The organism is Allomuricauda sp. F6463D, assembly GCF_023015965.1.
Classification (GTDB): Bacteria; Bacteroidota; Bacteroidia; order Flavobacteriales; family Flavobacteriaceae; genus Flagellimonas.
This window is the reverse complement of the sequence record NZ_JALKAN010000001.1, coordinates 1,524,945-1,540,483: the sequence shown is the minus strand read 5'-3', so window position 1 is coordinate 1,540,483 and position 15,539 is coordinate 1,524,945. Positions and strand designations below refer to the sequence as shown.

General features: G+C 39.1%; 8 protein-coding genes. All 8 read left to right on the top strand.

What is annotated here, in order from left to right; translation table 11 throughout:
* Positions 1 to 307 precede the first annotated feature (307 nt).
* The 8 genes from MWU56_RS06870 to MWU56_RS06835 all read left to right on the top strand — a co-directional run bounded on the left by MWU56_RS06870 (position 308) and on the right by MWU56_RS06835 (position 15,497).
* The gene (locus tag MWU56_RS06870; RefSeq protein WP_247043230.1) at positions 308 to 3,388 is read left to right on the top strand and encodes a SusC/RagA family TonB-linked outer membrane protein; all 3,081 of its coding nucleotides are present in this window, start codon (positions 308 to 310) and stop codon (positions 3,386 to 3,388) included.
* 29 nt (positions 3,389 to 3,417) lie between these two features.
* Entirely contained in the window at positions 3,418 to 5,013 is a 1,596-nt protein-coding gene (locus MWU56_RS06865) for a SusD/RagB family nutrient-binding outer membrane lipoprotein (protein WP_247043229.1), read from the top strand.
* 17 nt (positions 5,014 to 5,030) lie between these two features.
* Positions 5,031 to 6,191 carry a hypothetical protein gene (locus tag MWU56_RS06860; RefSeq protein WP_247043228.1) on the top strand — a complete coding sequence of 387 codons (1,161 nt, stop codon included), beginning with the start codon at positions 5,031 to 5,033 and terminating at the stop codon, positions 6,189 to 6,191.
* A gap of 129 nt (positions 6,192 to 6,320) precedes the next feature.
* On the top strand, positions 6,321 to 7,583 hold the full coding sequence (locus MWU56_RS06855) for a fibronectin type III domain-containing protein (protein ID WP_247043227.1): 1,263 nt from the start codon (positions 6,321 to 6,323) through the stop codon (positions 7,581 to 7,583).
* An 84-nt stretch (positions 7,584 to 7,667) separates the two neighbouring features.
* Positions 7,668 to 9,224 (top strand): N-acyl-D-amino-acid deacylase family protein, encoded by a 1,557-nt coding sequence (locus MWU56_RS06850; RefSeq protein WP_247043225.1) that lies wholly within the window; start codon positions 7,668 to 7,670, stop codon positions 9,222 to 9,224.
* Positions 9,225 to 9,691: 467 nt separating this feature from the next.
* Positions 9,692 to 12,385: a TonB-dependent receptor domain-containing protein gene (locus tag MWU56_RS06845; RefSeq protein WP_247043223.1), complete on the top strand. Its 2,694-nt coding sequence runs from the start codon at positions 9,692 to 9,694 to the stop codon at positions 12,383 to 12,385.
* Positions 12,385 to 13,713 carry a DUF4249 domain-containing protein gene (locus MWU56_RS06840; RefSeq protein ID WP_247043221.1) on the top strand — a complete coding sequence of 443 codons (1,329 nt, stop codon included), beginning with the start codon at positions 12,385 to 12,387 and terminating at the stop codon, positions 13,711 to 13,713. Before MWU56_RS06845 ends, MWU56_RS06840 begins: the two co-directional genes overlap by 1 nt.
* 11 nt (positions 13,714 to 13,724) lie before the next feature.
* A complete protein-coding gene (locus MWU56_RS06835; RefSeq protein ID WP_247043219.1) occupies positions 13,725 to 15,497 on the top strand; it encodes a hypothetical protein in 1,773 nt (590 codons plus the stop codon).
* Positions 15,498 to 15,539 lie beyond the last annotated feature (42 nt).

Below are 15,539 nucleotides of genomic sequence, written 5' to 3'. Positions count from 1 at the left end.
GTATGCGGTATCTGATAAGATTGGTATGCCCAAGGTAGAAGTTTATCTATTAATTTTCAGTTTTTTAACAAAAAGTTCACAATGCATATCCCAAATCTTGCCCACAGAACTTTCTTATACCATCATATCCATTTCCTTAATTATGAGGATGGACATGAATGGTCGGAGATAAGTTTTTTGCACCGTATAGTAATAAGATGCCTATTTATTGGCCCCAATGTTTTAGTGCCGATAATTGGAACAAGTTATCGTTTCACTGTTCACCGCTCCCAGACCTTACCCTTCACAAACCTAAACCAGATTGCCCATGCTTAAGAACCAATTTATGTGCCTGTGGTCGTTTTTGTTATTATCAATAACGATCAATGCCCAGCGGCAAGTTACCGGAAATGTAAGTGATCAGGCTGGTCCATTACCAGGGGTCAGTATATTGCTTAAAGGAACATCAATAGGGACGATAACAGATTTCGATGGAAACTATACTATCTCACTGGGTGAGGCGAATGGAGTTTTGCAATATAGCTATGTAGGCTACCATAGCAGAGAAATCGTTGTGGGACAGCAAACAGCAATCAATGTCGTGTTGGAAGAAAACACAGAGCTTTTAGATGAAGTGGTTGTAACTGCACAAGGGATTAAAAAATCCAAAAAGGCATTGGGGTACGCCATTGCCAATGTAAGCCCTGAAGAAGTGGAAAATCGTCCTGAAGCCGATCTTGCCCGTACGTTGCAAGGAAAAGTCGCAGGAGTGTCAATAACTCCGGCAGATGGTCAAACAGGCTCTTCGTCAAGTATTCGTATTCGTGGAAATATATCGTTGACGGGCTCCAATGCTCCGTTAATTGTGGTAAACAATGTTCCCTTTAATGGGTTGCTTCGGGACATAGACCCCAACGATATCGAAAATGTCAGTATCCTTAAAGGTTTCAATGCGGCAGTGCTTTATGGTAGCGAAGGACGAAATGGTGTAATTCTTATACAGACCAAGAGTGGTTCCGCTACCCTAGGTGAAGCCCGCACGACTGTCTCTTATTCAACCACGGTTTATACCAATACCGTTTCCCAGTTGCCGGAATTTCAAAACACTTATTCGAATGGACTGGAAGGGGTTCAGTTTGACTCGACGATTTTCTCAAATTTCGGACCTGCTTTTTCCGAATTGGAGGAAGTGGCTCATCCTTATGCAGCTTTGGGGGATGTTTTCCCGGAGTATGCCGATAAAATGATTCAAATAGAGGCGAAACCGGATAATGTAAAGAATATTTTCAATATGGGAATAGGAACCAGTCATTCCTTTACGTTTGCAACTTCTAAGGAAAAAGTAGGGTTCAATTTATCAACTGGTTATACAGATGAAAAAGGGATAATAGCAAATAACGACCTCAAACGTTTTAATTTAAGCATAGGGGGCAAGGCCAAACTTGGTGAGAAATTGGATATTTCAGCTAACATAGGTTACTCTACTAGAAAAGTAAACCTTATTAACGATGAGGATATATTCAGTTTAATTTTTTACATCCCCAGATGGATTGACCTTACCGAATTGCCTTATCAAAACCCGTTGACAGGAGAGTCCGTGTATTATAGAAATGATACCAACCCGCTTTGGATGTTGCATAATTCTGGAAATTATGATGATAAGGTACGAGTGTTTGGAAATGTGACCGGAGATTATGAGTTGTCAAAAGCATTAAAAATAACCTACAGAGCAGGTTTTGACAGTGAGAACTATACTGGTTTTGATTATTCTAATAAAGGGGGCTACGATGATGATAGCTATGGATATGGTTATTTAAATATTGGAGATAGTAAAGAGGTTGTGGTGAACCAAACGATATTATTGGGTTTTAGTGAGGAATTGATAAAAAATCTTAGTCTAGATGCACAATTGGGTGTTAACAGTCAAATTACCCGATATACAAGCAACTCTTCAAATTCAGATGGCCAAATTGTGTATGGATTTCTCCGACCGAGCAATTATACAGCTACCGAATCTAGCTATACCCGTAGCGATGAAAATTTAGCAGGTGCTTTTACCCAATTGCAATTTGCATACAAAAACTATCTGTATACAACGTTTTCTGGACGTAATGATTGGGGAAGTACGGTAGAACGTGATAACCGCTCTCTTTTTTATCCAGGTGGTTCTGTTTCTTTTATTCCAACATCCGCGATCAATTTTGGCGGTAACATACTAAATTATTTAAAATTACGAGGGGCTTATGCCACCTCATCCGGCTATCCTTCACCTTACAGAACAAGGAGCACCTTAATCATAGATCCACTAAGATTTGCCGCACCCGATGGTTCCTACCCGGTAACCAATAGGTATAGTACACGGTATGCCAACCTTAACTTAAAACCCGAACTGCACAAAGAACTGGAACTGGGGATTGAGGCGAAGTTCTTTAATAATCGGGTTTCCTTGGAAACTTCGGTATACAAGCGAGTTTCGGAAGATCAGATTGTAGAATCACCAGTAGCGCCATCCACAGGTTATGACGATCAATACATTAACCTAGGAAGGATAGATAGTGAAGGTATAGAAGTGGATTTGGGTGTGGACATTTTTCGGGGAGATAAATTTCGGTGGAATCTTAGAAACATACTTACCGCCAATGAGTCCCTTGTCAGGGAAACCACCCCCACGGGAGCAGATATCAATATTACCGAAGATCGATTCGCTGTTGAAGGAGAGCCGTTCGGCGTTATAAAGGGTGATTATGCTTTACGTGATGAAGACGGAAACCTATTAATTAGTGGTAATGGCGGTGGTACAAGGGTAGGTGAGGTCATTAATAGTACAGATATAGGGCTTCCTACCAAAGTAATAGGTGACCCAAACCCAGATTGGAGGCTTACCACCATAAATAGTATTGGAATTGGAAACTTTACTATAAGTGCTCAAATGGAATATCGTCATGGGGGAGAAATTTATTCATATGCAGTAAAAAACATGCTGGAAAGAGGCGTAGCCAAGGAAACTGAAAACAGAGAAGGGTCTTTTGTGATTCCTGGATTCTTGGCTGATGATCAAACAGGGGAACCTTTGCTCGATGGAAATGGAAATCAAATTCCCAATACTATACAATTGAACGGAGGTAGGATAGGCTATTCCAACTATTATAATCCCAATGACTTGGCCATGTGGGATACATCCATTTTTCGATTAAGGGAGATTGCATTGGGGTATACCCTAAAACCGAAATCCATTGATCGTCTTCCATTTAAAAGAATGGACCTGAAATTGTCGGGTAGAAATTTATGGTACAGAGCACCCAATTTTCCAAAATATGTGAATTACGACCCAGAAAGTGATGGACTTGAAGGAGATAGCACCGTGCCCTCTACCAAACGATTTGCATTTAGTGTGTCGGTAACATTCTAACTCGATCTTAATAAAAAATGATGCGAAAAATGATGCGAAAAATTAAAATAATGGTAATTCTCCCTTTAGTAGTATTGGGTTGTGAAGTCTCTGATTTTGATCTACAGGACAATCCCAATTATCTGACCCCCGAGAGTGCAGACCCAGAATACCTTTTAAATGAAATGCAGTATCAATTTCAATACTTCATGGGTCGTATGATCTTAAATACAGATGATGTAATGCGTTACGAGGCAATGACAGATACATATGGTGATGTAGTATCGGTTAGTGTACTGGATAATGAGTGGGAAAGCTATTTTGAAACATTGAACAATTCAAGGACGATAGAAACATTGGCACAAGAAGATGAAAGTTTATTGTTTCATAATGCAATTAATAAATTGCTCATGGGCTATCTCACCATAACTATGGTGGATTATGTAGGGGCAATGCCCTATTCAGAAGCCGTAACACCTTCGGAATATCCCAATCCAGGTATAGACAGTGGGCCTGAAATATACAAACAAGTATTAGCAGATATCGATCAAGCTATTGTAGATATTGAATCATCCAATTTTAATTTTTCCACAGACCTTTTTTATGATAGTGACAAGGAAAAATGGATAGCTTTAGCAAACTCCTTAAAACTTAAAATTCTAGTTCAAACACGATTGGCAAGTTCCGAAATCGGAGTTTCTGATGTTGTTTTGGCAATTAATGAGCTGTTGGAAAAAGATTTGATAAATTCCGAAAGCGAAGATTTTCAATACACCTATTCCACAGTGGTTGAACCAGAAAGTAGACATCTCTATTTCCAAAGAGGATATGTTGGTGATTTTGGACAATACATGGGCAACTATTTTATGTTTATGTTGAAGGATTCCAAGAGTGTACAAGATCCTCGACTTCGTTATTACCTGTATCGTCAATCAGATACTGATCCTTTTAGCATGGTACCATACTCGACATGTCCTCAAGAATCCAATGTGGATTACTGTTATGTTGGTGACTATTATATAGGATTGGATCATGGAGAAAATAGAATTGGGCATGGTGGTAATCTTGATAGAACTGTATATGGTATTTATCCGGGAGGTGGGACATTCGATGAAAATCAATTCAATGAAGCTCCCAGCACTTCAACCCATTTGGATGGTGCAGGAATTTTGCCCTTGCTTACATCTTCTTTTGTGAAGTTTCTTAGGGCGGAAGCTGCATTGATGCTTAAGACAAATGAAGATCCCGAAAAACTCTTGGAGGAAGCTATAAGAGACTCAATGAACAAAGTACTTGGTTTTGGCAGTGTCAGTTCGGATTTTGAAGCAACGGCGCAAGATGTGGACGATTATATTGCTGAAGTACTGTTCAGCTTTAATAATGTGGCTACAGATGAACAAAGACTGGATATTGTCATCACCGAATATTATTTGGCAGCATATGGAAATTCGTTGGAAGCCTACAATGCATACAGGCGAACCGGCTATCCATCCAATATACAGGTGCCCATAGATAACGATAACCCTACTTTTCCCAGAAGCTTCCCATATTCGGCCGATGCGGTGGAAATCAATTCCTCATTGTTCCAAAAACAGAATACCGATAAGGTTTTTTGGGATACCAATCCTGAGGGTTTTATTAAATAACAGGAAAACATGGCATTATGAAAAGAATACAATTGATTTTAGGAATAGTGTTGATTATAGGGTGTGCCCAAGATAACAATACACTGGAAGATATTACATTCAAGGGAGGCTACGTTGTATTTTCTGAAGCTCCAAATCTTAGTTTTAATATATTAAAACTAGATACAGAAGTTTTTACGGCGACCATCCAAGATCCGAATGAAAATGCAAGTAGTTATACACTTAGTGCAGTGTACGAAGACGGAGAGGCTGTTGCTGAAAATTTGTTGGAAGTTAAAAACTTTCCCTATGCAATGGAACTAAACATTGGTGATCTACTTAAGGCAATGGGGATAGCAGAAGAGGATGTTGAATTGACTGATAGGATAACACTTGTTGCCACAGTAGTTACTCCAACAGGAACTTTTAATGGGATGTCTCCAAATTATGATTTTAATTACATAAACCAAGGAGGAAGTACCACGAACCGTTTAAAACAATTGGGGCATAACAATGCCATGGAGTTTACTATGGGATTTTTTCAGCCTCCAGGTAAAAAAATCAGGGGAACCTCTTTTGAAGAGCCTCTTGTAGGAAGTGAAGAAGATGTTTACAATAGAAATGGAGCAAATGATGAAACACTTGATCTTGTTAATGGCGTGGCCCCACCCTATGTGGATTATACTTCGAAAGGAACAGGGTCTGATGATGAGCTCGGCTTTAATTCAGAATATGTGGCGATATCCAATATAAGTGCCAGTAGTATTGGATTTGTAGAAGAACGTATTGGTGTCATGTCTTTGTTTGAAGATTATGAAGAATATCCCGATGGTGTGCAGGGCTTTCATTCAGAAGATGCCGATGGGGCTATTAGAATCACATTCGATACAGTGGAGGTTCCGGAAGGTCAGAACAATTCTGGTGTTTCTTTTGAGGTTTATTTCGGTGATACCAGTTGGGAAGCATTGGATGGCATACATGCCTATGCAAATATCACTACTGATAATGGTGACGAGGTTCTTGAACTAATACAAATTTACGATGACGATATAGAGGCAGTGGCAGGACAATGGATGGAGGTTAACAGTGGTTTTCAAAAAGGAATTCGCTCCTATCAGTTGGTTATTCAAATACAATCTGGAGCTACAGCGGAGTCATTTGATTTAGATAATGTGATTGTATACGAAGCAGAAGAATAAGGTTGGCAACCAATAAATGAATCAATTTTATCAAGTTTTAAAAAAAGAAAATCTATGGATACAATGGTGAACAGAAATTTTAATGTCCATGTTATAACAATATTTTGGATCGTCTTATTGGTTTTAATAATGTTTTCCTGCTCATCGGAAAGTGATGGAGAAAAGGTAGCGGTTCCTGACACAGAGTCCCCAACGACCCCATCAGGTTTAAAAGCTGACAATATTACCCAAAACTCTTTGTATTTATATTGGGATTCGGCACTTGATAATGTTAAGGTCAAAAATTATTCGCTATACCAAAACAACGAGTTTTTGGTTGGATCGGGAAAGCCCTCTTACTTTTTGGAAAACCTTGTGCCTGGTACGGAATATACTTACCAAGTAATGGCCACCGATGCCGCAGGTAATTCTTCAGAATTGAGTAACCCCTTGAATGTTGCCACCATGGACCCACTTGAGGCCGAACTGCAATACGACTCAGGAAACCTAGAAGACTATTTGGGCAATCTATTGGATATGGTTCCAGGAATATCAGCCAATAAATATAAGGTTCCCACAGAAACAGATTTGAAACAATGGGATTTGATCATCGATGCCATTTTGGATGAAGATATAACCGAGGCGGTACACCAAGCTGTATATCTGAACTATCAAATTGTTGAATTTACAGATACATACGCAACACCCAACCAGGTTTATTTTGTGTTAAAAGAATACGATGTCCGATTAAATTATTGGGGCACCTATGTTTTTAGTAAAACTCCAAAAAGAAAGGATTTAGTATTGGGGGCACCCCATGTATTACATGATCAAAAAACAGGATATCAAGCAGCATTTGCCTTTAGAAGAAATGTTGCAAAAGCCTTATTTCTAAGTGGAGCACATCGCTGCGATAGAGATGAATCATCTTCCTGTGATGGCACCACAAGATCGTGTAGTACCAATTATGCCCCTTATCGTATTTCAGATGTGCCCCATAATGTAAATTCAATGTTTCAAAAAACAACGGAAAACCTTTATAATTCATTACCCAACAGTGTTTTTGTTCAACTTCATGGATTTGGAAAAGAACCCACAGACCCCTATGTGATAATGAGCAATGGAACAAACAAAACACCGGTCAAGGATTATGTGGTGATGATTAAGGATGCCCTGTTGGAAGAGGATAATACGCTTACCTTTAAAATTCCACATATAAATACCAATTGGACCCGCTATGCTGCAATGGACAATACTCAAGGTAGATATATAAATGGTTCTTCTGACCCATGTAGTGTTCCTGCTACTTATACAACTGGAAGATTTGTGCACATAGAACAGGAACGATCTAAACTTCGTGAGAATGAAACAGGATGGCTTAAAGTTAGCAATGCATTGGGCAAAGTTTTTTAAAAGTTTGTTTCTTGCTTGGCTATATCCACAATTTTGTCTAGGTTTCCCCATAACTTAGGTTTACTTAATTAATTGAATACAAGGATGAAGCGTAGAATTTATTTCAGATGTAGCACCATGTTTATACTGCTTTTGGCAGCTTGTACAAAACAGAAAGTTGACGCTGATATCTTAATAAAAAATGGAACCGTTTATACAGGGGAGGGCACTATTCCCAAATCCGTCAGTATTGCAGTAAAAGATGATAAAATCATTTACATTGGAAAAGCCAATGCAGTGGAAATTACCGCACCTAAAACAATAGATGCCAAAGGTCTGGTGGTTTCTCCTGGTTTTATAGATCCACATACCCATGCTACAAAAGATTTAAGCAACCCTGAATTGTCAGACAATAAACCTTTTCTATACCAGGGAATTACAACGGTAACCGTAGGTAATGATGGTAGTAGCCCGTACCCTTTAATGAAATATCGTGACAAGTGCGAAGAACATGGGGTTGGAACCAACGTAGTGCTTTTAGTGGGACATGGAACCATTCGTAGAATGGCAATTGGGAATACCGACATTAAGGCCACTAGTACAGAAATTGAAAAAATGCAAAACCTTATCCAGACCGAAATGGATGCTGGTGCTTTTGGAATGTCAACAGGCTTGTTCTACGCCCCTGGAAGCTTTTCCGATACTGAGGAAATCATTGCTTTGGCCAAAGTAGTAGCAAAGAATAATGGTATTTATGACACACATATGCGAGATGAAAGTACGTATTCCGTGGGTCTAATTCCAGCGATTAAGGAAACCATCGAAATTGGGAAAAAAGCCCAATTGCCTGTTCATATATCACATATAAAATGTTTAGGCGTTGATGTTTGGAAACAAAGTGATTCCATTATTACTATTATTGAAAATGCTCGAAAAAAAGGTATTGATATTACAGCAAATCAATATCCGTATGAAGCATCTGCAACAGGCTTGCAATCTGCCGTTGTACCCCGTTGGGCGGAGAGTGGTGGTAAAGATTCTCTGTATATACGTTACCGAGATGATGGGTTGAGAATTCAAATACTGGAAGAAACTCAAAATAACATCACTCGAAGAGGAGGTCCCAATACCTTGCTGATTGTACAATCTCCCAACAAGGATTATGAAGGAAAGAATCTGTTGGAGATTTCGAAAACCTTGAATTTAAAGCCTGAAGAAACAGTATTCAAGATTCTAGAGGAAGGTTATATGAAAATAGCTTCCTTCAATATGAATCCATACGATATTGCAAATTTTATGGATGAGCCATGGGTGGTTACCGGGTCTGATGGCGGTTCGGGGCATCCAAGAAAATATGGGACCTTTCCTAAAAAATATCATAGATATGTAAAACAGGACAGTGTATTGGATTTAGGTTCCTTTATAAACCAAAGTGCCTCGGTTACCGCGGATATTCTTCGAATTCCTAAGCGTGGTAAATTGTTGGAAGGTTATTTTGCTGATATTATCATTTTTGACCCAAATACATTTCAGGATAAAGCCACCTACAACGATGCGTTTCAATTGGCAGTAGGAGTAGAATACAGTATAATCAATGGTAAAATTTCTATTGATGAAGGGGAATATACTGGAGTAAGAAATGGCTTGGTATTAAGAAAGTAAAACTCCATTCTTCGTTTGCACTTTTTTCCTTGTTGCCTAGTGTCCAACCTATTTCATTTCTGGATGAACTATAATTGATGAAATTATCTTGTCCCATCAATATAATAACCATGGTCTCCACGAGCGATGTTAAAATGCTTTTGATGCTGATAACGTAAAGAAATATTAATTGTGACCATACAAATTTTCCATCGGTTTGGTGAAAAATTTTTTCAATGTATGTTCGGGAGTGCATTACCAAACGTATGTGAGTTAGGTGTAAAATGGGCCTAGTTGTTTGATATTCTGTCCGTTATTTCATAAATGAGTGATGAATTAGTTTTTTTGGTTATATTGCTGTAAGCTAATTCAATTAACCATTGACTATCTTCTCCAAGGAACATACGTTGTTTAAAAACACGGTGAGTTTACTGATACTACTTTTCATGGTTCAGTTTACTTTTTCACAAAATAGCTCCATAACAATCGTGGGCAAAACCAAAAGCGCCACGGATTTCTTCAAGGAACTGGAGGGAAAATCCAATTACTCATTTTTATACCTTGATGATTCGGTTCAAAGTTTAGAGATAAAAGAAGATTTTAAAGATGCATCGATTGTGGAAATTTTGGAAACCGTTCTTTCCGACACCCAATTAAATTTTTACATACTTGAAGAAGAAAAACGAGTGTTTTTGTTGCAAAACACAATAATATACGATGAACTTCCCTCCAGTTTTTATCAAACAATAGATACTGTTGGGAGTACCGCAGTAGTCCAAGAACAAAGAAATATTCCTCCTCCTATATTTTATACCGAAGAAGTCTCTCAAACACCACAAAAACTTACCTTGATAAGGATAGGAAAGGCCGACGAACAGAATTTAAAATCTACATACCTGCTATCTGGAAGAATTACAAATGCCCAGACAGGGAGTCCAATTCCAGATTTGGCCATTAGAGTCCGTGGCAGTAGTCGTATTGCAGTGACCAACGAACAGGGAGGGTATGAAATTGAATTGCCGGCAGGTTACAATCTAATCCTTACCAGTGCCATGGGAGTTCAAGATGCTGAGCGAGAAGTGATAATGTACAACGATGGAAGTTTAAATCTACAGTTACAAGAGAGTTTGGAGCAGCTACAGGAAGTAGTAGTAGAGGCCGATGCGGTCAGTAATGTAGTGGAAGCTGTGTCGGGCAGTGAGGAAATAACCTCAGAAGAGTCCAAGGACATACCTTTAGTGCTCGGGGAGCGAAATATTTTGGAAGTAGCCAAAGCCTTACCGGGAATTTCATCGGCGGGGGAGGGTGCAACGGGACTCAATGTACGTGGTGGAAAAACAGACCAAAATTTGGTGTTATTGGATGATGCGGTTATTTATAACCCAACACATTTTTTTGGGATTTTTCAAGCATTGAACCCATTTACCACGGATAAAGTAAATATTTATAAAGGTGCGCCGCCAATGGAATTTGGAGGACGACTTTCATCCGTACTCGATATTGAAACCAAAAACGGGGCTACGGATAAAATATCAGGCGAGGGATCCATAGGTCCTGTTACGGGAAATATAGCATTGGAGTTTCCAATCAAAAAGGATACTTCATCTTTAATTCTTGGAGCTCGTGGAGCGTATGCCGATTGGATTTTAAGATCGTTGGACGAGGAATCTTTGAACAATAGCGAAGCTTCGTTTTTTGATGGTATCGTCAAATATCACCATCGATTCAATGAGAACAGTGAAATACGGGCGACTGCTTATTACAGCAGGGATAACTTTAGTATTACCACCGATTCACTCTACAACTACAGTAATAGGTTGGGTTCTATACGTTGGGCCCATAAGTTGGGCAATAAAAGCACGGGAGTGCTCACAGCAAGCAATAGCAATTATAATTTTGGAATTGACTATGATGACGAAGGCAATAGTGATTTTGAACTTGACTATACCATAAACGAATCAGAGTTGAGGTATAGGCTCCGTACTCGTTTAAATGATGCCCATACTTTAGACTATGGTGTTTCTGGAAAATATTATGCTGTAGACCCGGGAAGCATTGAGCCCATGGGTAATGATTCCAATGTGGCACCGGTTACTATAGATCGGGAGCAAGCGCTAGAAGGTGCTCTTTTTATAGGTGATGAGTTCAAGGTGTCGGATAAACTATTGCTCAATGTGGGAGCCCGATATGCTTTTTATGGGGCAATGGGCAGTGCTACCCAGAACGTCTACCAAGATGGGGCGCCGCGCAGCGGGACGACTGTACAAGATACCATTAGCTATGACAGTGGCGAATTTATAAAAACCTATGGTGGACCAGAGGCACGAGTTGCTGTGAGGTATTTGCTTACCCCCGATTTTTCGGTAAAGGCAAGTTTCAATAATTCCTATCAATTTATCCATACACTTTCCAACAATACAACCGTATCGCCGATAGATACTTGGAAGCTTTCAGATTTGAACATTAGGCCTCAAAAAGGATATCAAGGTACTTTAGGGCTCTTCAAAAATTTTAATGATAATATGTATGAGCTGAGTTTGGAGGGATATTATAAAATGATGGATGATGTGCTCGACTTTAAAACCGGAGCGGATTTGTTGCTCAATGAAAATGTGGAGACCGAAGTGCTTCAGGGAGAGGGTAAAGCCTATGGTGTTGAGTTTTTGTTGAAGAAAAATAAGGGCAACCTTAATGGGTGGCTCAGTTATACCTATTCCCGTTCACTTTATAAATTTGATGGCGACACCAGTGCGGAACGTATCAACAATGGAGAGTTTTTCCCATCCAACTTTGATAAACCCCACGACCTAAGTGTGATAGCCAATTATAAGTTTACAAGACGCTATAGTATTTCTGCCAATCTTGTATATCAAACGGGCAGGCCCATCACCTATCCTGTGGGAACCTTTAGATTCAACAATGCAGACTATGTAACCTTTAGCGATAGGAATAAATTCCGTATACCGGATTATTATCGTTTGGATTTGGGAATCAATATCGAAGGAAACCATAAAAAGAACAAACTGGCCCATAGTTTTATTACCATTCAGGTGTACAATGTATTGGGAAGAAATAATCCATACTCTGTCTTTTTTGTAACAGATGATGGAGAGGTAAAAGCGTTAAAGAGTTCCATTTTTGGGATTCCAATTCCATCCATAACCTATAACTTCAAATTTTGATGAATCCATTTAAATATACATATCGATTCATTTTAGGCCTTATGTTATTTGTAACCTTGGGAGCATGCTTGGATGAGCTGGAAATAGAAACACTCAATGAAGATGAGCAATCGGCTGCATTGGTCGTAGAAGCTGTGTTAACAGATGAGGTAATTACCCAAAAAGTATATTTGAGCAGAAGTAGTAACCGTTTAGATCTTGAAACAGATACAATTTATAACCCTTATATTCCCCTTGGTAGCCAACCTACTGATTCTGTTGATATGGAAACTGCAGCCACAGTACGTGTTGTTGGGGATAACGGTACGGAATACCAGTTCACTGAAAGTGAGGATGGAATATACCACTCCAATCAGCAGTTTGCCCTGGAAATGGGTGTTGGGTACACTTTGGAAATAGAAACCAAAAATGGAAATACATATGCATCTGACCCATTGAGCGTGCAAGGAGAGTCGCAATTGACCAACGTGTACGCGGAAAGAGCCACAAGCGACAGTGGAGAAGAAGGGGTAGCCATTTATGTAGATAGCAGTCCTGTTCAAGGCAACACACAGTTTTATCGCTATACGTTTGAAGAAACGTATAAAATTGTCTCACCTTATTGGGTGGCCGACGAATTTGTACTGTCCGATTATGACCCCTGTGCCGTTCCAGTTCCTACCTATAATCTAGAAATCTTACCAAAAGAGGTGCAAAATCGCGTATGCTACAATACTGTTGTTTCTAGTAGTATAGAGCAATTAAGTACGGCAGGAAATCCCAATAGCAATGTATCCAAACACATGGTTCGTTTTATTGGCAAGGACAATTTTATTATTTCGGAACGATATAGTATTTTGGTACAACAACAAGTGCAGTCCGCAGATGCCTACTCTTTTTTCGAAACTCTAAAGAGCTTTTCACAATCGGACAATATATTCTCACAGATACAACCAGGAGCCATTTACGCCAATGTACACAGAACAGATGGAACCGGTGAGAATGTATTGGGTTACGTTGAAGCCGTGGGAGTGTCAGACCAACGGTTATTTTTTAATTTTGAAGATATTTTTCCAGAAGAAGAATTGCCCCCATTTCCATTTAATTGTAATTTCCAGTCTACCCCAGAATCCCACCCATCATATTGTAACCCTGAAAGTGGAGGAAGCAAATGCCCACAGTCAGTAATAGAACGGGTAAGCCAGGGGCTTATCTCTTACTATTCAGCATATGACGAAGGACTGGTTCCTTTGGCCAGTTGCCCAGGTCCTTATGTGTTCGTGCCAAGGATATGTGGAGACTGTACCCTTTTGGGAAGTAATATAGAACCGGACTTTTGGGTTGAATGAATATATAGCTTATGAAAAAACAATGGATATTATTTTTCATTCTTGGAGCGTTGGCCTTAACAGCTAGGGGACAGTATGTTATAGGTAGTACGGATGAGTTGCAAAACCTAAAAAGTTTGCCTCAAGAAAAAGTTTATGTGCACCATACCGGTCCCATCGTGTTTACGGGAGAGTATTTACACTATGCATTTTATTGTTTTAATGCACAAAACAACCGTACAAGCAACATTAGTTTTGTTGGTTATGTGGCATTGGTGAATCAATCGGGGGAGTATGTGGATGAGCAAAAAATAAGGTTGAACAAAGGGAAATCACAAGGTGATTTTTTTATAGATACGGATGTCCCTTCGGGAAGGTATAAATTACTTGGATACACCCAATGGATGAAAAACAATGGGCTAGAACAAATTTTTCAGGATGATATTGTGGTCATTAATCCATATCAAGTAGACCAATCACAACTGTTGTCGGATAATTCGGAAGAAAGGAAAGTATTATTAGAAGAAATAAGCTCACCCATCGATTCTTCCGTGGTGCAAATCAAAATGGAACAGAAGGTTTTTGGTACGAGGGAGAAGGTCGACTTTAGTCTAAAAAATTATAAGGCGCAGTTGGGTTACGGAAACTATACCCTAAAAGTCCAAAAGAAAGAAGAAATGAAAGTTCTTCCCGCTGTAAACGCCATTTCTTATACAGATCGGTATTTGAATGTAAAAACGGTGTTAAACAAAACTATTGGTGATAGTCTTTTTCTGCCAGAACAGCGAGGAGAGTTATTGTTTGGAACGGTTACCAATGGAGTGGGTGACCCCGTTCCAGATATTAAAATGGTCGTGTCTATTCCAGGTGAAGAGTTTTTGTTGAAATTTGCGACAACAGATAACAATGGGAATTTTTATACTTACTTAAGAAAGGATTATAAGGAAGGTCGGGCGATAATGCAAGCTATTGAAAGCACAGAGGATATGGAGGTTGATTTGGGCGAGATTCCGAAACTTAATACATCCGAGCTAAGGTTCAATCCGTTTTATTTAGAACCAACATATTCCGATGTAATAAAACAACGTAGTATACACAACCAATTGGAAAATCAATTTTTTCAAGTGAAGCCGGATTCTATTCTTTTGGGAACACCAATAGATCCTTTTGATGGAGGGATGCCCGAAACAATAATCCTTGACGATTTCACCCGATTTTCAACCTTTGAAGAAACTTTGGTGGAGTTGCTCAACTTTGCTGGATATAGAAATAATCCAAATGGTGCCGATTATATCCGTATAGCCCAAGATTTTGAGACATATGACGAGGAAGCCAATACTTTTCCGGCCATTGTTTTGGTTGATGGTGTATACATTCCTGATCATGAAAGCATAAAGGACTTTGATGCTAGACAAATAGAGTCCATAAGTCTAGTGCGTGATCAGTTTAGAATGGCAGGCAAAGATTACCAAGGCATGTTGACGGTTAAAACAAAAGATGAAGATTTCTTTGAAAGCTATGTTCCTGAAAACGGAATCAACGTGAGTATTCAGAAAACCTTACCACCAAAGCATTATTATAAACAACGCTATGCCGTTGAGAATATGCAACATAATCGAATACCCGATTATAGAAGGATTTTGTTTTGGGAGCCTCATGTTGAAGTTGCAGATGATGAACTTCAATTTGAGTTCTACACCTCCGATCTTACAGGAGAATTTGAGATAGTTTTGGATGGTTTTACAACGTATGGAAAACCAATATCAATTTATAAGACTATTATTATAAAAGAAGAGAGCCAATAGTTGTATCTTTAAACCATAAATATTTGTAGAAATAAATCAATT

Bases quoted from the DNA above. Each gene is read 5' to 3' on its own strand.
- MWU56_RS06850 (WP_247043225.1), top strand. From the start codon at position 7,668: ATGAAGCGTAGAATTTATTTCAGATGTAGCACCATGTTTATACTGCTT.
- MWU56_RS06860 (WP_247043228.1), top strand. From the start codon at position 5,031: ATGAAAAGAATACAATTGATTTTAGGAATAGTGTTGATTATAGGGTGT.
- MWU56_RS06835 (WP_247043219.1), top strand. From the start codon at position 13,725: ATGAAAAAACAATGGATATTATTTTTCATTCTTGGAGCGTTGGCCTTA.
- MWU56_RS06840 (WP_247043221.1), top strand. From the start codon at position 12,385: ATGAATCCATTTAAATATACATATCGATTCATTTTAGGCCTTATGTTA.
- MWU56_RS06855 (WP_247043227.1), top strand. From the start codon at position 6,321: ATGTTTTCCTGCTCATCGGAAAGTGATGGAGAAAAGGTAGCGGTTCCT.
- MWU56_RS06870 (WP_247043230.1), top strand. From the start codon at position 308: ATGCTTAAGAACCAATTTATGTGCCTGTGGTCGTTTTTGTTATTATCA.
- MWU56_RS06865 (WP_247043229.1), top strand. From the start codon at position 3,418: ATGATGCGAAAAATTAAAATAATGGTAATTCTCCCTTTAGTAGTATTG.